20 protein-coding genes and 2 tRNA genes are annotated in these 21,513 nt (G+C 30.9%); 8 read left to right on the top strand and 14 right to left on the bottom strand.

Annotated features, from left to right (window positions below; all coding sequences use genetic code 11):
* Positions 1-38 precede the first annotated feature (38 nt).
* From VBY68_RS09530 to VBY68_RS09515, 4 genes are all read left to right on the top strand, one after another.
* Positions 39-515, top strand: a complete 477-nt coding sequence (locus VBY68_RS09530; protein ID WP_415269571.1) for a DUF1203 domain-containing protein — start codon at positions 39-41, stop codon at positions 513-515.
* 134 nt (positions 516-649) lie between these two features.
* Complete coding sequence (locus VBY68_RS09525; protein WP_273695398.1) at positions 650-1,096, top strand: MarR family winged helix-turn-helix transcriptional regulator; 447 nt, start codon at positions 650-652, stop codon at positions 1,094-1,096.
* Positions 1,071-1,502: an organic hydroperoxide resistance protein gene (locus VBY68_RS09520; protein WP_197017722.1), complete on the top strand. Its 432-nt coding sequence runs from the start codon at positions 1,071-1,073 to the stop codon at positions 1,500-1,502. The genes VBY68_RS09525 and VBY68_RS09520 overlap by 26 nt, the downstream gene beginning before the upstream one ends.
* Before the next feature lie 11 nt (positions 1,503-1,513).
* Positions 1,514-2,149, top strand: a complete 636-nt coding sequence (locus tag VBY68_RS09515; protein WP_099214121.1) for a nitroreductase family protein — start codon at positions 1,514-1,516, stop codon at positions 2,147-2,149.
* Between the two features lie 686 nt (positions 2,150-2,835).
* Here the strand turns inward: VBY68_RS09515 and VBY68_RS09510 are convergent.
* From VBY68_RS09510 to VBY68_RS09495, 4 genes are all read right to left on the bottom strand, one after another.
* Complete coding sequence (locus VBY68_RS09510; RefSeq protein WP_415269570.1) at positions 2,836-5,049, bottom strand: fibronectin type III domain-containing protein; 2,214 nt, start codon at positions 5,047-5,049, stop codon at positions 2,836-2,838.
* Between the two features lie 60 nt (positions 5,050-5,109).
* Positions 5,110-5,739 (bottom strand): fibronectin type III domain-containing protein, encoded by a 630-nt coding sequence (locus tag VBY68_RS09505; protein WP_099214119.1) that lies wholly within the window; start codon positions 5,737-5,739, stop codon positions 5,110-5,112.
* Positions 5,740-6,301: 562 nt separating this feature from the next.
* Complete coding sequence (locus VBY68_RS09500; RefSeq protein ID WP_415269569.1) at positions 6,302-6,928, bottom strand: tetratricopeptide repeat protein; 627 nt, start codon at positions 6,926-6,928, stop codon at positions 6,302-6,304.
* Between the two features lie 101 nt (positions 6,929-7,029).
* Positions 7,030-9,186 (bottom strand): TonB-dependent receptor, encoded by a 2,157-nt coding sequence (locus VBY68_RS09495; protein WP_415269568.1) that lies wholly within the window; start codon positions 9,184-9,186, stop codon positions 7,030-7,032.
* A 235-nt stretch (positions 9,187-9,421) separates the two neighbouring features.
* Between VBY68_RS09495 and pdxH the strand changes: the two genes are divergently transcribed.
* The 3 genes from pdxH to VBY68_RS09480 are packed head-to-tail and all read left to right on the top strand — an operon-like array spanning position 9,422 to position 11,493.
* Positions 9,422-10,069 carry a pyridoxamine 5'-phosphate oxidase gene (gene pdxH, locus VBY68_RS09490; protein WP_099214116.1) on the top strand — a complete coding sequence of 216 codons (648 nt, stop codon included), beginning with the start codon at positions 9,422-9,424 and terminating at the stop codon, positions 10,067-10,069.
* Between the two features lie 30 nt (positions 10,070-10,099).
* A complete protein-coding gene (locus VBY68_RS09485) occupies positions 10,100-10,588 on the top strand; it encodes a SixA phosphatase family protein (RefSeq protein ID WP_099214115.1) in 489 nt (162 codons plus the stop codon).
* An 8-nt stretch (positions 10,589-10,596) separates the two neighbouring features.
* Positions 10,597-11,493, top strand: a complete 897-nt coding sequence (locus tag VBY68_RS09480; RefSeq protein WP_099214114.1) for a Ppx/GppA phosphatase family protein — start codon at positions 10,597-10,599, stop codon at positions 11,491-11,493.
* A 123-nt stretch (positions 11,494-11,616) separates the two neighbouring features.
* On the opposite strand, the gene VBY68_RS09475 is transcribed toward VBY68_RS09480, so the two are convergent.
* From VBY68_RS09475 to VBY68_RS09435, 9 genes are all read right to left on the bottom strand, one after another.
* A complete protein-coding gene (locus VBY68_RS09475) occupies positions 11,617-11,904 on the bottom strand; it encodes a YciI family protein (RefSeq protein WP_415269567.1) in 288 nt (95 codons plus the stop codon).
* 8 nt (positions 11,905-11,912) lie between these two features.
* Entirely contained in the window at positions 11,913-12,323 is a 411-nt protein-coding gene (locus VBY68_RS09470) for a winged helix-turn-helix transcriptional regulator (RefSeq protein ID WP_415269566.1), read from the bottom strand.
* A gap of 29 nt (positions 12,324-12,352) precedes the next feature.
* Entirely contained in the window at positions 12,353-13,801 is a 1,449-nt protein-coding gene (locus tag VBY68_RS09465; protein WP_121148384.1) for a DUF389 domain-containing protein, read from the bottom strand.
* A gap of 117 nt (positions 13,802-13,918) precedes the next feature.
* A complete protein-coding gene (locus VBY68_RS09460) occupies positions 13,919-15,034 on the bottom strand; it encodes a C1 family peptidase (protein WP_415269565.1) in 1,116 nt (371 codons plus the stop codon).
* A gap of 70 nt (positions 15,035-15,104) precedes the next feature.
* Positions 15,105-17,504 (bottom strand): TonB-dependent receptor, encoded by a 2,400-nt coding sequence (locus tag VBY68_RS09455; RefSeq protein ID WP_415269564.1) that lies wholly within the window; start codon positions 17,502-17,504, stop codon positions 15,105-15,107.
* 114 nt (positions 17,505-17,618) lie between these two features.
* Positions 17,619-17,701 (bottom strand) — tRNA-Tyr (locus VBY68_RS09450).
* 47 nt (positions 17,702-17,748) lie between these two features.
* Positions 17,749-17,821: transfer RNA gene (locus tag VBY68_RS09445), tRNA-Lys, on the bottom strand.
* A gap of 133 nt (positions 17,822-17,954) precedes the next feature.
* Positions 17,955-18,719 (bottom strand): ABC transporter ATP-binding protein, encoded by a 765-nt coding sequence (locus tag VBY68_RS09440; protein ID WP_124590928.1) that lies wholly within the window; start codon positions 18,717-18,719, stop codon positions 17,955-17,957.
* Complete coding sequence (locus VBY68_RS09435) at positions 18,719-19,459, bottom strand: MlaE family ABC transporter permease (protein WP_099214107.1); 741 nt, start codon at positions 19,457-19,459, stop codon at positions 18,719-18,721. The genes VBY68_RS09440 and VBY68_RS09435 overlap by 1 nt, the downstream gene beginning before the upstream one ends.
* Before the next feature lie 118 nt (positions 19,460-19,577).
* Here VBY68_RS09435 and pafA point away from each other — a divergent pair, with 118 nt between their 5' ends.
* Complete coding sequence (gene pafA / locus VBY68_RS09430) at positions 19,578-21,215, top strand: alkaline phosphatase PafA (protein ID WP_415269563.1); 1,638 nt, start codon at positions 19,578-19,580, stop codon at positions 21,213-21,215.
* A gap of 91 nt (positions 21,216-21,306) precedes the next feature.
* Here pafA and VBY68_RS09425 read toward each other — a convergent pair whose 3' ends face one another.
* Positions 21,307-21,462 carry a YqaE/Pmp3 family membrane protein gene (locus tag VBY68_RS09425; RefSeq protein ID WP_081728322.1) on the bottom strand — a complete coding sequence of 52 codons (156 nt, stop codon included), beginning with the start codon at positions 21,460-21,462 and terminating at the stop codon, positions 21,307-21,309.
* Positions 21,463-21,513 lie beyond the last annotated feature (51 nt).

Here is a 21,513-nt window from a genome sequence, read left to right as displayed (position 1 = left end):
AATATCGCAAACTATAAACCTATTTAAAAAATAAAATTATGACTCATAACTTTAGAATTTCAGCCATAGAAAACACCTTCAATCATTTATTTGACTTAAACACAGAAAAACTTTTATCTAACAGTATTGTAAAAATGATAGTAGATAAAAGCCCTGGTTTTCCTTGCAGAGTAAGCCTTCAAGATGCAGAAATAGGAGAAGAAGTTATATTATTACCTTTTCAACATCATAAAACTAAATCACCTTATCAATCAAGTGGGCCTATTTTTGTGAGAAAAAATGCTAAAAACCCAAAATTAGAAGTTAATGAGATTCCAAAATTTCTCAATCATAGATACCTATCTTTGAGGGGATATGATAATGGTGGAATGATACAAGAAATGGATACTTGTAGGGGTAATGATTTAAGAAATAAGATTCAATTATTTTTAAGCAATCCTGAAGTTTCTTATATACAAATACATAACGCAAGACCCGGATGCTATAACTGTCAAGTAAATAGAATAACTAAATAAAGTGATGTCATTTTATTCATCAATCTATACCCCCAATTAACATTCTTAAAATAATTTTCACATAATTTTACAATAATTAAATTGTACACAATTTAATTGTGTAATATATTTGTACCGTTATTTATAAGTCAATTATGTCAGAACAATTAAAATTAACCAATCAAGTATGCTTTCCGGTTTATACGCTAGCGAAAGAAGTAATTAGTTTATACCGTCCCATACTAAAAAAGCTAGATTTAACATACCCTCAATATTTAGTAATGTTAGTTTTATGGGAAGAAGGTGATCAAAGTGTATCAGAAATAGGTTCTAAACTTAATTTGGACAGTGGTACCCTTACTCCTTTGCTTAAAAGGTTAGAGCATAAAAAACTTATAGAAAGAAAAAGAGAGATAACGGACGAACGCGTTGTGAAAATTAATTTAACAGAACTGGGGGGAAATATCCAAGAAAAAGCAGAATGTGTTCCTGGTCAAATTATGACTTCTCTAAATATTTCTGTTGACAAATTAACAGAACTCAAAAATATAATAGAACATATATTAAATCAGATTAATGGAAAAAATAAAACCAATTTATAATATCAGCGCCAAAGCAACTGGCGGAAGAAACGGACATGTAAAAAGTGAAAACGGAGTTTTAGAACTTGATGTTAGACATCCTAAAGCGCTGGGAGGAGCTAATGACGATTATCCAAATCCTGAAATGCTTTTTGCAGCAGGATATTCAGCTTGTTTTGATAGTGCATTAAACTTAGTCATCAAAAAATCTAAAATTAATACTGGTACAACTACTGTCAAAGCAACAGTAAGTATTGGTCAGATAGAAAATGGTGGTTTTGGACTTGCAGTAGCATTAGATGTAAATATTCCTGATGTTTCTTTAGAAGAAGCAAAAGCCTTAACCGAAAAAGCTCATCAAGTTTGTCCTTACTCAAATGCTACAAGAGGAAATATTGAAGTAAAATTAAATACAACAAATAATTAAATATTAATATAATGTCATTAATAGAAAATCTTAACTGGAGACATGCTGTAAAAGCTTTTGATCCAAATAAAAAAGTAAGTGAAGAAAATATTGAAAAAATTATTGAAGCTGCTAGATTAGCACCAACCTCATCGGGGTTACAACAATTTAGAGTTATTTCAATATCAAATCAGGAGGTTAAAGAAAAGCTAGTACAAGGAGCTTTAAACCCTGATTCTATGAAAGACTGTTCGCATGTGTTAGTATTTGCTGCTTGGGATAACTATACGGCTGAAAGAATAGACAAAGTGTTTGACTATACTACAGACGAAAGAGGATTACCTAGAGGTAGATTTAGTAGCTATACGGACATGCTTAAAAAAGTGTATTTAGATCTTCCTGACGAAGTTAATTTTGCACACACATCAAGACAAACTTATATTGCTTTAGGGTTAGCTTTAGCACAAGCTGCAGAGTTAAAAGTAGACACTTGTCCTGCTGAAGGGTTTGACAATAAAGTAGTTGATGAAGTTTTAGAATTAGATAAAATGGGCTTAAAAAGTGTATCACTAATGTACATTGGTTATGCCGACGATGAAAAGGACTGGATTAAACCAATGAAAAAAGTTAGAATTCCTAGAGATGAATTCGTTATTGATGTAAAATAGCACTACAGTATATAGCTTTATTATAAAAAATTAAACATTCAACTAAATGCTTTTTCTAAGAAAAAGTTCGTTTACCAAAAATCCCAAGCTAATCACTTGGGATTTTTACTCTATTTAACTTGAATAATAAAAATAAAATTACTACAACTTCCTATTACCATACTTATAACCGAGACAAAAGTAATTATAACTCCTGAAAAAAATAGCTGATTATAAAGCCTATAACTTTATAGAACAACAAATACATAAAACACGATTAAAACGTAAGAAATCTCAATCTGGTGTAGCCAAATTGTTAGAGATTAATCAAATGTATCTACCTCAACCTAAAAAGGTTGATTTCAAAAAACATTAATTATATTACTGATTACCTAGGCTAGATTTAAAAGATAACTTCTAAAGCAGAATGTTTAAGAACATGTATAAAACTTTATTGCTTGAAATACTAACTTGAGCATTGATGAGTTTTGAGAATTAAAATAAATTGATAAAAAATGAGTTTATAAACATAACAGTAACTCTATTAGTTTTTTTAATCGAAACTAAAAATTATTGAATTAACACTTCATTCAGAGCTACTTGTTATAATATATAAACTATACTACTAAATAGTTTTATAAAAAAAGTTAAGCACATCTTTTTATACCCTTTTTAAAGACAAATTAAAATCATATAGTATTATAACCTTAATCTTTTAATATTTTACCAAAATATAGTTTATCATTAACTTGAATTTGAATAATGTATAGTCCACTTTGTAAATTAGATATATCAATTTTTTTATTGTTAATTAAATTTAATATCAATCTGCCATTCGCTGAAAACATTTTAACTTTAAAACTTTCTTTTACATTAATTTGTAAGTAATCATTTACAGGATTAGGATAGTATAAAATCTTATCATCAATACCATATGTAAATGAAGGTGTTGTAGTTTCAAGCACTTCAGCGCTCCACTCACCTGAAGCTTTTACTTTTAATATAAACTCGTAGGGGATTTCGTTAGTTAGATCTGTTGCTAAATAATTCGTTTGATTTGAATCATTGATTGATCCAGGTCCCCCTATAATTTTTGTAGTGCCACCAATTCGATAAAAAAGAACATAACGTTCAAATGTACGCCCACCTAAATCTGGTAGTGTCCAGGTAACATTAACTTCTCCATCGCCGGGGATAGCAGTAAGTTTTGGTTCAATATTAAACGGAGCTAATATTGGAACATCAACAATATTGCTAAAAGGTCCAACTACTTCTGTGCCGTTATCATCATATACAGCCCTTACTTTAAATTCATACGTTTGACTATACGATAAATCAACAATGGTTTTAGTTAATTCATTTTTATCTATATCAACAGTTTTAGGTGTTGAAGACCCTTTTTCTGAATATGAAATTTCGTATCTAGCTATCGGAAATTTATCGTGATGCAGCGGTTCATTCCAACTCAAATCGACTGATTGCCCTACAACCTGTTCAAGTTTTAAAAATGGTGCCAATGAAAGTTGAATAGCTCCAATGTCTCTAAAGCCATTGGTATCAAATCTGTCATTACCTATTGCATCTTTAGTAATGGCAGTATTGGTAATAGGGTTACCAACAGGGTAATTAATTTTGTCAATTAATACACCAGAAATAGCGGGTTGCACTAAATCTAAATCAAGAGGAGTATTTATAACTTTCGGATTAAATGCAGTTCCTGTTGTAATTAAATTTTGTTGTCCTGTGATTTGTTTTAATCCATTTTCAGATGAAATATTTGTTGGTTCTATATACGTATATTCGTCTGCTGTAAAGCCCTTTGCATCAATTTCTGTGATACGTAATGTTCTAATATTATCAAAAGTAGTGTAATCATTAAAATTAAATCCAATAGCAGACTCGATAAAATTGATTTGACCTTTTTTACTTTCAATAAGACCAGGGTATGGATTAAATTCACACTGAGCATTACAAGTATTTGAATTCCACCTTATTGAAGAGGAAATTATATTCATTGAACCCGTGGAATTATTTATAAATCGATCTCCAAATCTAGGTTCTTCATAACTACCATTTACCCAAGTAGAATTTACAAAATTAAATATATCTATATCTCCACTGATATTAATACCACCTACTGCCATGAATCGTGAACTTACAATATGAATTTTAGAACTCGTCTGCCCGTTCCAATTAACAGCAAAATGTTGTCGTTTATTTAAGTCATAAAACAAACAATTCTCAATGATTAAATCTTCTGCATTAACTCCAGATATAGCATCTTCACCCCAAGATTCACTTTCAGTAAATTCTGAATTTCTTAAGGTTAAAGAAGCTCCTTCATCAGCAAAAAACATCGGAGTCGTTTTGCACTCGTAAGCTGAAAAAATTTCTTTAGCCTTAACATTTTCAACAATTAAGGATGCATATTCTCTTATTCTAGCTAGCTCGTTAAATTGCTTTACGTCTAAATTTTTAATTGTTACTTCAATACCTGAATTATCTTGACCTTTAATTCCAACATTTAAAAGGCCAGGCATTTCGGCTAATATTTCTGTGTTACCGTTGTCACTTCCTGGGCAAAACGTTGTGCCATTAATTACCCCCGTGGAACTTATCCAATGTTGAAATCCATTAAGAGCACCTCCTTTCCCGTCAATCACTACAGATTCTGCAATGTCAAGCATAAATGGGAAATTAGGATTAACTCGCGTAGCTGCATTTACTTGTAATCCTGGAGTGAACTCGATGATATCAGTCCCTGGGGTCGCATTTGCTTTTTGTATGGCTTCTATAATTGACCCAGGTCCATCTTCAGTAGTTGCAGTAACCGTATAAGTTGTTTGGGCTTTAACAACCTGACTAAATAATGTTATTAAAAGCAGAAGTATAGTACAGTTTTTATTAAGTAAATTTTTCATAAGGGTTATACTTTATAATTATTGTTGAGGGATGAAAGACAACCTATTCGAGAATTTATACTACAATGTTAAAATGCTAATTGAATTGGATAATTTTGATTCTCTTTTACCAGATTTAGCTTTAATAACATAAGAATAAGTAGTATTAAACTCTAAGTCTGTTACTTCAAAAGAAGTACCAGTTACCTCAATACCATTGAATGATGGAAGTACAGACCCTTCTGAAAATGGTGAACTTTTTGAAACATATAATACATATGTTGTAATACCATTTACGGGTTGCCAATTAGCAACAAAAGATGTGGTTTTAACTGAAGAAGCAGCTTCAGCTACAGGTGCACTAGGTAATGTCTGAACACTAATTATGTTTGAATATGATGAGAAATTATTATTTAAATCACTTGCCTGAACACGGTAGTAATACTGGGTATTAGAACTTAAATTAGATACATTCGATGGTCCGGATAAATTACCAGTTGTTGACTGGATATTAGCAAATGAATTATCAGTTGCTACCTGTAATTGATATTCCGTTGCATCATTAACAAGGTTCCAGTTAGCAAAGAAACTTGTGTCCATAATTAGAGTAGCCTCGGTTGCTATTGGTGCTATCAAACTTGATTCATTATCATCATTATTGCTGCAAGAACATAAAACAGCTAGAATTAAAATTAAATAAATATTTTTCATCTTTTAGATTTTTATATAAAACACATTTTACTCCAGACATAATTAACTGACTTTAAAGTTAATATTTTTAAAATAAAATAACAACTCTCTTAATTAAAGTTATTGATACTTTTTATTTTATATAAAAATATATATTTTGTGTTAAAATTATTTTTTATCACTTTTATTTATTGGAAATACCTTTTTTACTTTTTAATCATCTGATTACACAAGACATCAACCTTAATTAAACCAATAAATCAAACAACTACACTTTAAACAAGGCTTATGATAAGCTATCTAATAAAGAAATAAGAAGTGATAGAAACCATTACGAAAAACATCATCGTACTAGACCAAGAAACATCTATAATTTTTCTATTTTTTATATCCTATGAAGAGAGATACCTTTTTCTCTAAATTGATTGTAAATAGGTGATAATAAATTACTTTTGAACTATATAACAAAAAGAAACGAATCTTTTCTTACAAAAAAACTTCAACAGCTCCCTTTTAAAAAGTATAAAAAATGGGTAGCTGATGAAGATTCTTTTAACTTATTAATTCAGTTAGTACAAAAGTATTAGGACTTCATACATTTTTTCAATACCTGTTCTGCTCTTTGTACATTAAACTTAGGATAAAATTTTTCTTTTATTTTTTCTTCCTTTCCTAACTTAATAGCTCTTTTTACGTTATTACAAAAAGGTTCCGTAGATTGTCCAAAAAAACGAGCTGCTCCCATATCCGATTCAGCTTTACTTAAAATAACTCTCGGATTATTAGGAGCTATTTTCAATGCTTTTTCATACAACGCTGCATTTTTCATCGACATAGTCATCCCGTACTTCTGTCCATCAAAAGCCATATATGAAACATGTAATAATGCCTGTGTAATTAATATTTCCGGATTTTCTGGTGAAATAGATTTTGCAGTATCTAAAAACTCTTGTGCCTTATTTAATTTGGCAATTAACGGTGCTTCTTCTTTTATTTGAAAACTCTCTAAGATGTTGATCACCCCTGCATAATAAGACGGTAACCAGTTGTCTTTTTCAGCTTTAGAAATTCGCTCGAATAATTGAGCTGCCTCCGTTGTTTTATTCACTTTCCAAAGCTCAAAGGCTTTTGCCATTCCTTTTTCGTATTTATCTTGTGCTGATATACTTACTGTAAGTACTAATACTAAAATTGTAATAATTTTCTTCATGTTAATTGATTTTAATTAATGCTTCAAATATCTTTTTATTGTTATTATTTATATAAAATACTATACTGAACTGTTGCTTTTTATAACTGAATTGTCATTGTTTAAAGGTTATTTAACTGGTTATCTTTTTTATTATCACTTATCGTCCAAAAGAATCCAACAAAAAAGAAACTATCAGCCGATGGTATTATAGCTTGTCGATTGTAAGTCCCTGCTGAGTTTGGTGTGTTTTTATAATTATACCCAAATACGTTTTGAGTACCTAAAACATTATTTACCGAGAAATACAGTATTTTTTGTTGGCTAATTAGGTATGCCCAATTCAAGCTTACAGAATTATAATTCTTTGTTTTTTGGTTTAAAAACCCACCTTTATTAGGATTTGTATAACTTCTACCTGAAGCAAAATTATAACTCATCCCAATTTGACTTTTCCAATCTTCTATCCAATGTTTTGCTACGACCGATAAGTTGTGTTTTGATGCAAAATTTGGTGTAGCTTTTGTTGAGTAATTTTTATAATCTCTTTCTGTATCTAAAAACGAATAAGAAACCCAATAATCTGTGTTTTTTATATTTTTATTATCTCTCCAAAAAACATCTATTCCTTTAGAAAATCCTTCTCCTAAGTTTGAGTAATTAGAATATGGCAACGCTATGTCAGTATCATATTTTACTAAATCTTGATACTTTTTATAATACCCTTCTATTCTTAAAATCTGTTTGTTTTTTACATACTGATAATTTGCTATAAAATGAGAAGTGTTTTCTGCTTTAAATTGTGTGTTGAATTTTAAGTACTCATTCTTAGGGTTTTGATAAAAACGTCCGTAAGCAAATGAAAACTGTGCATTTTCTCCCGATTTATATGCTATAGAAGCTCTTGGAGAAACTGTAAATTCATCTAACAACTCAGAGTTTTCTATACGTACTCCTACTTTTGTTGCTAGTTTCTTAGAAAAGAAGATATCTGCTTCAACAAAACTTCCAAAGATGTTATTATCAAATCCATAAGTAGCACTTCCATTCATTTCATTGTTATAATCTTCAGAAAAATCAGTTATAAAATATTCTGCTCCAAAACTTAATTTAAATCGATTTGAAAACCTCTTTTTTAATGTTGCTTTAACATGAGCTGAGTTTTCATTATCTACAACCTTATCATCTAGTATATTCATTTTTGAATTATCGTTAGTAAACGATGCTCCTCCTGAGACTGTCCAATTATTAGCTAGATGTTGTTTATAAGACCCATTGAAATACAAGTTTCTATTTTTCAATCCAAAACGAAATCCATCTTCATAATTAATATCCTCTTGAATCATATCAAAATCAGTATAACTATAAGCTCCATACAACTTCAATAAAGACTCATTTTTAAATCTAAAACGATATACAGCTTCACCATTTAATGATTGTACTGGTTTGTTCCAAGTATTCCTATCGGGAAATAATTTTTGGTAAGGTGCTAAATTGATGTATGAAGCGTTTACACTTAGTGAATTTTTTCCAAATACCTGAGTGTTTCCTACTCCTAAACCAACCGTCATTAATGAGATATCAGTTTTTTCTTTTATTGCTTCGTCATTCGTGTTTAATAATAAAACACTCGATAGCGCTTGACCGTATTCTGCTGAATAACCTCCTGTAGAAAATGTAATTCCTTTAAATAAAAAAGGAGAAAATCGTCCGCGGGTAGGAATGTTACGCGCAGAAGGACTGTACGGTGTAAATACTCGAATTCCATCAATAAAAATTTGTGTCTCGTCTGCCTCTCCTCCACGAACAAATAAACGCCCATCTTCACTAACCGAGGAAGTACCAGGCAAGGTTTGTAGTGCACCAACAAAATCTCCCAAAGCGCTTGCTGTTGTTACTACATCTAAAGGTTTTAACGCTGTTACTTTGGCATTATCTCCTGCTTCAAAAGTTCCTGCATTTATATTTACAGCATCTAATGTATTAACATCTTCTCGAAGTACTATTTTTAAGTTTTTGAACATTGAAACATTCGCCGTTTTTATATACGTTTCAAATGAAATAAAAGACACCGTTAATGTTTGTTGTCCTTTCTCTGAAGTTGTAAATGAGAAATTTCCTTTTTCGTCAGATGAAGTTCCGTCGTAAGTTCCCTCTAAATATACATTTGCTCCTTCAATAGGATTACCTTTAGTATCCGTTATTTTTCCTGAAATAGTTGTTTGTGCAATTAATAGTGTATGCATTAAAAAGCATATAGCAAGTAATAAATGTTTCATTCTGTTTGTTTTTGACACCACAAAACTGCTTTCTTTTTAAACTTCAACACAAAAAGAAATACTCAACTGTATAATTTTACGGATGAATTGTTTTACGCATCAAAACTAAAACTACTTAACTATCTTCATTTTACCTTTCTTGCTTTTGATTATTCAAATCTTGCTAAATTTTAATACCTAACACTTACAATACTTTTGATAATGTTGTACTTTTACATAGTATAAATTAACAAGAATGGCACACGATTTAAGTGACTATAGAAAATCTTACGAAAAAAGAGAGTTACTAGAGAATAACTGTCCTGAAAATCCTATTGAATTATTTAGGGATTGGTTTTTTACTGCAGATGAATCTGAAATGGTAGATGAAGCAAATGCTATGACAATTGCATCTATTGGATTAGATGGTTTTCCAAAAAGTAGAGTTGTTTTATTAAAGAAATATACATGGGAAGGCTTTATTTTTTATACCAACTATAATTCAGAAAAAGGAAAGGCTATTTTAAATAACAACCATGTGTGCTTATCATTTTTCTGGTCTGGTTTAGAACAACAAATTATTATTAAAGGGAAAGCTGAAAAACTTGCTGAGAATTTATCTGATGGTTATTTTGAATCGAGACCAGACGGAAGTAAATTAGGAGCTTGGGCTTCTAATCAAAGTGAAGTAGTGACTTCTCGCAATGAGCTAGATAATAATCTTACTTCCTTTGAAAAAAAGTTTGAAAATCAAGAAATACCTAGACCAAAACATTGGGGTGGTTTTCTAGTTAAACCTGTTTCTATTGAGTTTTGGCAAGGACGACCTAACCGTATGCACGATCGTATTAGATATACTTTACAAAAAGATTTTTCTTGGAAACTTGAACGTTTAGCTCCTTAGTTTTATATTTACATAGCATTTTATAATTAAATGAAAACACTTTATATCGTTCGTCACGCGAAATCATCTTGGAAATATGAGAGCGTTAAAGATATTGACAGACCATTAAAAGAGCGTGGTATTAACGATGCCCATCTTTTATCTAAATACCTAGCGGGAGAAATACAAAGACCCGATGTATTTCTTTCTAGTAGTGCCAATAGAGCACTTCATACGGCTGTTATTTTTTGTGAGAACTTTGGATATCCTTTATCCAATCTTAAAATAAAACGTCAACTGTATAGCTTTAGTGATGGGTATTTGGTAAAAACTGTAAAGGCTCTTGACGATAGCTTTAACAGTGCTATTGTATTTAGTCACGATCACGGTATTAATAGTTTTGTTAATAAATTTGGAAATAAGCCTATTGCCCACGTAAGTACTTGTGGCGTTGTTGGAATAGAGTTTGATACTAAACATTGGAAAGACATTAAAAAAGGAAACACAGTTTTAGTAGAGTTTCCTAAAAACCATAGATAAATCAATACATTTTGAAGATAAAAAAGTACGGCGCTATTGATATTGGATCTAATGCAGTGAGGTTATTAGTAGCCAACGTTATTGAAGAAAAAAACAAAGAACCACAGTTTAAAAAATCATCCTTAGTTCGTGTACCTATCCGTTTAGGAGCTGACGCTTTTGTTTCTGGAAAAATTTCAGAAGCTAATACTCAAAGAATGCTTGATGCAATGCAAGCCTTTAAGTTAATCATGAAAATTCATGGTGTTGAAAGGTACAAGGCTTGTGCAACATCGGCTATGCGAGAAGCAGAAAATGGTGAAGAAGTTGCTGCTACTATTTTTAAAAATACTGAAGTTAAAATTGATATTATTGATGGTAAAAAAGAAGCTGCAATAATCTCTTCAACTGATTTAAATCAATTAATAAAATCTGAATCTACCTACTTATATGTAGATGTAGGTGGTGGTAGTACAGAGTTTACCTTATTTTCTAAAGGAAAAATTATAAACTCTAAATCCTTTAAAATAGGTACAGTTCGTGTACTTAACAACACCAAACCTGAAAATAAAGCACTTTTTAAAAAGGTTCAAAAATGGATTGAAGAAAATACAAGCGAATACAAACGTATTTCTTTAATTGGTTCTGGTGGAAACATCAACAAGCTATTTAAAATGTCTGGTAGAGATGCTGGTAAACCTATTTCTTATATTTATCTTAACGCTCAATATCAGTTCTTAAAAAAGATGAGTTATCAAGAACGAATTTCAGAGTTAAGTTTAAATCCTGATAGAGCTGATGTAATTATTCCTGCTACAAAAATATACTTATCTGCCATGAAATGGAGCGGAGCAAGAAAAATATATGTTCCTAAAATTGGACTTTCAGATGGAATCATAAAAAGTTTATATTTCAATAAGCTTTAACTTTATTTGTGACTCTTTTAATATTATAGTGTCATATAATAGGTAATTAGAGTTTTCTCTTATTTACTATGAATACTCTAACAAGTAATCAAAAAATAAAACCGAGCTATACAGCTCGGTTTTTTATTTTACATAAGAATTTAAATTTTCTGTACTCATCATTGGCGAGAATTCAGTTAAACTATATTCAGCTAATCCTTTAACTATTAAAGGATCTTTACTTAATATTTCAATGACCTCTTCTTTTGTACATGAATTAGACAATACTATTCCTCCTTCACGTGGTACTTTGGGTCCACCAATAATAAACTTACCTTTTTCATATTGTTTAGCTACATAATCTCTATGTGATTCTGTGTATTTATTAACCTCTTCTATAGGTTTAATAAAATTAAAGTTGATTATAAACATATCTGTTTTTAGTTAAATTTTTCTGACCATTTTGACGACCATTCTCTTAAAGGCTCAAACAGAACAAATAGTTCTTCTCCTATATCTGTTAGTTTATATCCCTCTACAACTCTTTCTATGATAAAGGTTTTCTGAAGTTCTTTTAGCCTTGTATTTAAAGTTGTAGGAGAAATATCATCACAGAGTTTCTCTAAATCACTAAATGATTTTGGAGCATCATTTAAATACCAAATGATACTCATTGTCCAATTACGTCCTAACAAATCAAAAAGTGCCATAATAGGTTTTCCTGATTTAGAACCTCTTACTGATTTTCCTGGTTTGGGTATATTCATATTGCTTTCAAAACTACAATTTCTGTAGTTAACTACAAAAATTGTAGTAATTATTTTTAAAATAAAGCCGAATAAATAATTCATTCGGCTTTGTTTAATAATCAGAAGACTATTTATTTTCTTCTTAGTTGAATTTTATCTGTCTTTAACTCTTTTTGTATCCAGCTTCTTAATTCATTTTCATTTTTCACAATGACAGAGTCTTTTAATTTTGTATTCCATTTTACAGAAACTACAGTAGTTGTGTCAACTTTTATAAAATCACTTGATGATAATACTTTAGCTAAACTCATTTCTTTTATATCATTAAATCGAATTTTTGCTTCTGTACTAATTTTACTAAAAGGAATTGAGTTTTTATCCCTGTATAAAGCATCTTGTTCAATGGTTTGATTTAAATTAGAAATTGTTCTTTTTAAATCATCAATCTCCATGTGAAGACCTTTTATAACATTATCTTTTTCATCTAACTCTTTTACTGCCCTATCGTACGCATCTACTACCCTATCAACACTTTTTGCTTTGTTTTCATTTATTACCAGAGAATAAGAGTCTATTTTAGGGAAGGTTTTTAATTCATTTCTCAAAAAAGATTCCGTTGCATCGCTTACATCACCGTTAAAAAATAATTTTATTGTTTTTTCTTTAACTTCTAGCTTTTCACGCTGTAACCATAAGTTAGGGTTATCATATACTTTCGCTTTTAAAAACCTTTTATAGCTTGCATCAATTACACTTTCATTATATACTCCTACGAAAGTAAACACAGCAGGAACCATTACTAAAAAGGCAATAAAAGATGCTATTTGTGCTATTCTTTTACGTTTAGCAGAATTTACATAACGAATCATTGTAAACCCTAATAACTTCAACACTAGGAAGGTTGCTAAAGCAATAAAAATGGTGTTGATTGTAAATAAATACATAGCACCAAGAAAGTAGTCAAAATTACCTATTGCTAAACCATACCCTGCTGTACACAATGGTGGCATTAATGCTGTTGCAATTGCTACACCAAAAATTACAGAAGCAATCGTTCCTTTTTTAGTTCGTGCAATAATTAATGCTAAACCACCAAAGAAAGCAATTAACACATCTCGAATATCAGGTCTTACTCTACCTAATAGCTCTGAAGTTTCTTCACGAAGTGGAAATATAAAAAAGAATAAAAACGCTGTTAATAAACTTAACACAATCATTGTAGCTAAGTTTGTTAACGATTTGCGTAATGTATCAATATCGTTAATAGCAATTGACATTCCTACTCCTAAAATAGGTCCCATTAAAGGAGATATTAACATGGCTCCAATTACTACTGCTGTTGAATTTGCATTTAATCCAATAGACGCCACAAAAATAGAACAGATTAAAATCCACGCTGTGGCTCCTTTGAAAGAAATATCGCTTTTTATTGCTTCTATTGTTGCCTCTTGGTCTGTATCATCTCTAAAATCAAGAAGTTCTAATATAAACTTCTTTATCTTTTCCCATAAACCTTTTGCATCCTGCTGTATCTCCTGCTTTGACTGCTCTGCAGCTTCTTCTTGTTTATTTTCTTCCATAAATTTTGATTTTTGTTAACTCTGGAAAGATACGAAATTCCAAAATTAGAAAAGATATAAAAAACGCTTGAAGATTCTGAACCTTCAAGCGTTTTATATACTCTTAAAAAGTTTTTCTTATTTAATACCTAGCTTGTTTTTCAATTTTGGTGAAATTCCATCTTTATGTAATAAAACAGATATTGTTTTTAATTTGAAGTAAGGAACTGACATATACACATACCCCTGATTTCCTTGATTTTTACCCCAAGAATTCTTTACTTTAAAATAGGTGTTTCCTTTTTGGTCTTTTACCAAACCTACAATATGCATTAAGTGATCATCGGTTGTGTTAAAATTTTCAAATTCTGTTTGACGTAAACTTGGTGTAATTGTTCTTTCTTCTACAATTTCTGTCAACGCTTTTTTATTTTCTGTACTACTCGCAGGAATTACAGCAACTCCACTTTTTGATGAAAATGTTTTTTCTGAAACATCACAGTCTAACTCTACTGTATATCCTTTTTTAATAGCTTCTTTTGTTACAGCTACTAATTCGTCTAAAGAAACATTATAAAATGCTCCATTTGAAAAATTATCAGGAATGTTTAAAATGAACTGATCGTATTTTTTTGCATGCTCAAAAGAACTAATCGTTACATAGTTTGAAGGATCTATTTTTACATATTCTGCAAACGATTTAGGAGTATATTTTTTTCCTTCGTAAGTGAACTCTCCTTTATTTTTTCCTAAATACACATCTAAAACACTTTCTACCGATTGCTTCCATTTTGGACTTAATTCTCCTGCTGGGTTTTTAATGTAAGCATCTAACATCGATTTTAACACCGCAATCATTTCAGCGTGATTATGTCTGTCTTGCCCAAGATCTAAACCAGTAAAAACTTGCTCAGGTACTAATCCGTATTTTTCTACTGAATTAATTACATCGTGCGCTAAACCTCCTTCGCTAAATTGTGCTTTTCCTTGACGGTATAAATAATTATTTGCTTTATCTGAATACGTATTACGAACCGTGTACATTTCAGATAAATCAATGTTTTTACCTGTTAATCTGATAATTTCTGATTCTAAAAAAGAGGTCGTAGAAAAACTCCAACATGTTCCTGTTCTTCCTTGACTTTTAACTTCAGTATCTTCAATATCTTTTACTGTTGAAAACTGATACTTTTGTGCTGAAGTTGAAGTTATACTTAAAAAAGTTAATGCCGCTCCTAATAGAATTTTTTTCATGTTTAAAAATCTTATGATAATTTAAGCAAGCAATTTACTCTTTTTAAAAGATTATTAAACTTCAAAAGTGTTAAAAATCTACTATAACGCCAATACGTGGTAAAGCTCTTCCTGTTGTACTTTCTATTTCCTCTAGTAAATACCTTGAACTATCATTAGGATCGGTTACTCTACCATTTCCATCTTCAATAGGTAATAAAAATGGTTGCTGTTTAGAGCTACTGGCATATATATTTTGAACATCTAAATATAGGTTTATGGCTGCTTTTTTTAAGAACCATGTTTTATCTACACGTATATCTAGTTGTGTATACGTATCTAATCTTTCTGTATTAAGTTTGGTATAATCTAAAATTCCGCCGTTTTGCACATCGTAATTATCTTTTAAAGAAGAAGCACCTAAATCATATGGTGTATAAGGTTTACCACCAACTAATCGAAACTTAGTTCCTATTTCCCAATTTCTGTTTAGTTTTTTTCCTGCTGTAATTGTTAACAAGTGTTTATTATCCCATGTTGAAGGAATATATCCACCTTGTGCATCTTTAAACTCACTTCTTACAAAGGTATACGACGCTATTCCATACAGTCCGCTATATGATTTTTTCTGTGCTAATAACTCGAATCCATACGCTCGCCCTTCAGATGTTGAACTCACTGCTTCATTTCCTATAATGCCAAAGTCAGCACCTAGGTTTGCTAAACTTATCTGATTTCTTAACGAGAATGGATAGTCTTTATATCCTTTATAAAACCCTTCAAAAGTAACTTTTGAACTTGTATTAGGCTTATAACTTAATCCACTTACAAAATGATCTGATTGTATATACTTCAATCCATTTTTGTTCTCAAATTCGCCGACATCGTTTTTATATCCTAATACTGTATAAGACGGTAATTGATAGTAACGACCTACTGAAGAACTCACCATCCATTTTTCAGACAAATCATAGCTCAACGACAATCTTGGTGAAAATTGATTGAACGGATTTTTCATTGTTGAATTATAATCTATCCCATCCATTCTAAAACCTAAAGAAACTCCTAATTTTTCATCTAAGTATCTTTTTGATACTTGTCCGAAAATTCCATATTTAACAAAATCAATCGCTGAATTAAAATCGTAGATGGTTACTCCATCTGAATTAGCATTTTTCTGATAATTGTTATTCGTATATCTTGCTGTTTCTAAGTTAAAACCTAGATTAAAATCAATCTTATTATCACTTTCAAAGCTGTTTTCATATCGCAACTTATTCTCTATTTCTTTTGATGAATAATCTAACAGTAAATTCGCTGGTATTTCTTCATTTAAAAAATATTTTACCGCCTTGTTTTTCCATTCATTTCGACTAAGCACAACTAAGTGTGTGGAGTTTGGTGCAAAATACTTGTAACTGGCTCCTACTGTATAATTCCATTGACTATTTACAGGAACAGAGTTTAAAATAACTTTATTTCTCTTTATTGTTTCTAGATCTGTTTCACCATCATTTACCTCTTTGTTTATTTCAAAATCATCAATAGCTCCCAAAGCAACTATTGATAATTCACTGTTTTTTGATAATTGTGATTTAACATTTACTTGAAAGTCGCTATATGTTGGTAAAAAAGGAAGTTTTATCAACTTAAATAAAAACTGTAAATACGATTGTCGAGCAGAAAAAATAAAGGTTGTATTCTTACCTAATGGACCATCTAAAGTAATTCCTGCGTCTGAAGTTCCAATAGTTGCTCTTGTGTTTAGTGAATTTGGATTTCCTCTTTTTTGAGTAAACTCTATAACAGAACTTAAAGAGTTACCTCTATTTGCAGGAAAAGCACTTGAATAAAAATCTACCTTACGAATTAAATCTGCATTCATAATTCCTACCGGTCCACCAGTTGCCCCTTGAGTTTGAAAATGATTTATTACAGGAACTTCAATTCCATCTAAATAAAACTTATTTTCAGAAGTTGCTCCTCCTCTAATAATAATATCATTTCTAAATCCAGGATTGGAGGCTACTCCAGGAAAAGATTGAATAACCTTTAAGACATCTCTATTCCCTCCTGGGTTCTTTTCTATTTCTGCTATACCCAAACTTTGAAGTGATAATGGGCTATCTACAGACTCTTTAAATAGTGGTGCTTGTATTTGAACTTCTTTTAACTGTGTTGCATCTTCAATCAACTCTAAGGTTATATATGGCGAATTATCTTTAGTAACTAAATACTCATCAGAAATTAACGTCTTATAGCCAACAAACGAAGCCTGTATTTTATTATACCCCAAAGGAACATTATTCAATACAAACTCTCCTTTTTCATTTGAAACTGCTCCTATTTTTGTTCCATATACCAAAACATTAACAAAAGGAAGTACTTCTCTTGTTTTAGAATCAATAACCTTTCCTGAAATTCCTCCTTCATTTTGTGACACTCCAGTAAACGACTGAAGTAAAACCAAGAGTATCAACACTTTTCTCATATCAAAATATTTAATATTTAACAAAAATACATTTTTTGTTTAACAAAAGACAAAAAAAGATAAACAAAAATATGTTAGAAACAAAAAAACTCAATCGTTATGATTGAGTTTTCGTGGGGAGAGCAGGATTCGAACCTGCGAAGTCGTAAGACAACGGAGTTACAGTCCGTCCCATTTGGCCGCTCTGGAATCTCCCCAAAGCTTTTAAAAAAAGCTTCTCAGTAAAATCGAGAAGCTTTACTAGTGACCGGGCTGGGGCTCGAACCCAGGACCCTCTCCTTAAAAGGGAGATGCTCTACCAACTGAGCTACCCGGTCATTTTTTGCTTTTGCTTTTCTGCGTTTGCGGGTGCAAATATAGAAGGTTTTATTGTTCCCACAAACATTTTTTAGAAGTTTTTTTGAAAAATTTTTAATGTTTTTTGTTACCTATTAATTAACAGAAAGTTACCTAAAGATCATTTAAGTATGCTTTTCTAACTTTTTTAAATAAATTTGATGAATACACAAAATCTACCACTGCTTCATTATCTGTTTTGAAGATTTCTTTGTGAGATCCTTCCCATGCTTTTACTCCATTTTTGAGAAAAACAATCTTATCTCCTATCTCCATCACCGAATTCATGTCGTGTGTATTTATAACTGTGGTAATTTTATATTCATCCGTAATTTCTTGAATTAGGTTATCTATAACAATAGATGTTTGTGGGTCTAATCCAGAATTTGGCTCATCACAAAATAAATATTTAGGATTCATTACAATCGCACGAGCAATTGCTACACGTTTTTGCATTCCTCCTGATAATTCTGCTGGAAACTTTTTATTAGAGTTCTCTAAGTTTACACGTTTTAAAACAAAATTTACCCTATCTAACATTTCACTTTCAGGCTGCTTTGTAAACATTTTTAAAGGAAACATAACATTTTCTTCTACTGTTTGCGAATCGAACAATGCACTTCCTTGGAATACCATTCCTAATTCTTGACGGAATTGACGTTTGTCTTCTATCGTCATATCAATATTGGCTAGTCCATCATACACAATTGTTCCTTCCTCTGGTGTGTGTAAACCAATTAACGATTTTAAAAACACTGTTTTCCCAGAACCACTCTGTCCAATAATCAAACTTGTTTCTCCTGGTTTAAATGAAGTTGTAATTCCTTTTAAAATCTCAACACCATTAAATCCTTTATGTAAATTATTTACTTCTATCATTAGGTTAATAACATTTGAGTTAAGAAATAGTTGGCTATTACAATAAGTACAGTTGTCCAAACAACCGACTGTGTACTTGCCTTTCCAACTTCTAATGAACCTCCTTTTACATAGTATCCGTGATATGAAGGTACTGTAGCAATTAAAAATGCAAAAACTACTGTTTTTACCAATGCATAAGTTATAAGGAACGGATCAAAATCTAATTGAACTCCTTCAATATAATCTGCACCTGAAAACAGACCAGATAAAACTCCTGCTACCCATCCCCCAAAAATCCCTAAGAACATTCCTAAGATTATTAAAAAAGGATAAAAGAAAACAGTTGCTATTATTTTAGGCAACACTAAATAATTTAGTGAGTTAATACCCATTACCTCTAAGGCATCAATTTGTTCTGTTACGCGCATTGTTCCTATACTTGAAGTTATATACGAACCTACTTTACCTGCTAAAATAATAGAACAAAATGTAGGTGCAAACTCCAAAATTACAGATCGTTTTGCTGCAAAACCAATCAACGATTTTGGTATAAACGGACTTTCTAAGTTCAACGCAGTTTGTAGAGCGATTACTCCTCCAATAAAAAATGATATGAAAGCTATAATCCCAATGGATTTATGCCCTAACTCATCTATTTCTCTAAACAAAGCTTCACGAAATACTCTTGCTCTTTGAGGCCTTGAAAAAACCTGTTTTAGCATTGTAAAGTATTTACCTATATGCTCAATGTAATTCATTAAATGAAATATATTTTCTTTTTTGCTAAAGTATTAAAAAACCATTAACTCATCGCCTTATTTACAAGTTTTAGCTTGCTTTTTGTGTACCTTTGAGTTTTAATTTTCAAAAAACAAAATGAGAAAAATAGCTTTTTTAGCAGCTATAATATGTTTAACAAGCTGCTCTGTTAACAAAAAAACAAATACTCAAAAACCAAAACTTGTAGTTGGTGTTGTTATTGACCAAATGCGTTACGATTACCTTACTCGTTTTGCTGATAGATATGGAAATGACGGTTTTAAACGTTTGCTTAGAGAGGGGTACTCTTTAGAAAACGCACACTACAATTACATTCCTACCTACACAGCTGTAGGACATACTTCTATATATACAGGAACAACTCCTACTAATCACGGTATTATTAGCAATCATTGGTACGATAAGTATTTAAAGAAAACCATTTATTGTGTTGATGACAATAACTACAACACAGTTGGTAACGATGGTGAAGGAGGTAAAAAATCTCCTTACAGAATGTTTACTACAACTATGACTGATCAATTAAAATTAGCTCAAAACATGAATGGTAAAACTATTGGTGTTGCTATAAAAGATCGTTCTGCTATTTTACCTGCAGGACATACAGCTAATGCTGCTTATTGGTTTGATGGTGGCGATAAAGGACAGTGGATTTCTTCTTCTTTTTATTTAAATGAGTTACCTAATTGGGTACAAGAATTTAATGCTTCTGGAAAAGCAGACGAATACTTAAGTAAGCCTTGGGAAACTTTATATGATATTAGTACCTACAAACAAAGTATAGAAGATGATAATAACTTTGAAGCTACTTTTAAAGGGGAAGAAAAGCCAGTTTTTCCACACGACATTCCAACGTTAAGAAAGAGTAATAACAACTATAGTATTATAAAAGGTATTCCTGCTGGTAACTCTATCACAACCGATTTTGCTAAAGCAGCAATTATTGGTGAAAACCTAGGAAAATCAGCATATACCGACTTTTTAGCGGTTAGCTATTCTTCAACTGATTATGTTGGACATCAATTTGGAGTTGCTTCTAAAGAAATTGAAGACACTTATTTACGCTTAGATCAAAATTTAGCAGAATTATTTAAGTTTTTAGACACACAAGTTGGAAAAGGGAATTATACTTTATTCTTAACAGCTGATCATGCTGCTGTACAAGTTCCTTCATACTTAGAATCTTTAAAAATACCTGCTGGTTATGTAAAGCCTGTTGCTTTTAAAAACTTTTTAAATGAGATTACCTTAAAGCATTTTAAATCTGACGAAATCATTGAAAACGTTTCTAACTTCCAAGTTTTCTTAAATAAAGATAAGATTAGAGAGTTAAACCTTAACTATGAAAATGTGGCACAAACCATAGCGGATGAAGCCATTAATCATAAAAAGATTTATAAATCGGTAACTGCGAGAACCATGCAGACTACTACGTTTACAAACGGAGTTTTACATGTATTACAAAATGGTTATAATCAAAAGCTTTCTGGTGATGTTATTTTAGTACCTAATCCATCAACTATTGCAAGTAGCTCTAGAAAAGGAACAACTCACGGTTCTGGTTACTCTTACGACACACACATCCCTATGATTTTCTATGGAAACGGAATTAAACAAGGTGTTTCTAAAAAGAAATATGAAATTGTAGATATAGCTCCTACCATTTCTAATTTATTACAGATAGAATTCCCTAATGGATGTTCTGGAAAGATTATTGAAGAAGTTCTTGAATAGAAAAACTTAGAAGATGAAAATAGAAAACGCCATTTTGAGTTTATCAAAATGGCGTTTTTAATTAATTCATATTCTCAAATCAACACATCGTTTAATTTGGGTTATTTAATATAATTAGTGCAGCAATTACTCCAGGAACCCATCCGCAAAGTGTTAATAAAAACACTATTAAAATAGAGCCACAACCTTTACCTATAACTGCTAAGGGTGGAAAAAAAATTGCTAATAAAACTCTTAATAAACTCATAGTACTTTTTTAGTTAGTATACTTAAAAGACGAGTTAATTAGAATTTTGTT

The sequence above is a fragment of the Tenacibaculum ascidiaceicola genome, assembly GCF_047470925.1.
Taxonomy (GTDB): domain Bacteria; phylum Bacteroidota; class Bacteroidia; order Flavobacteriales; family Flavobacteriaceae; genus Polaribacter; species Polaribacter discolor.
The sequence above is the reverse complement of the archived record's forward strand: the minus strand, read 5'-3'. Positions and strand labels throughout refer to the sequence as shown.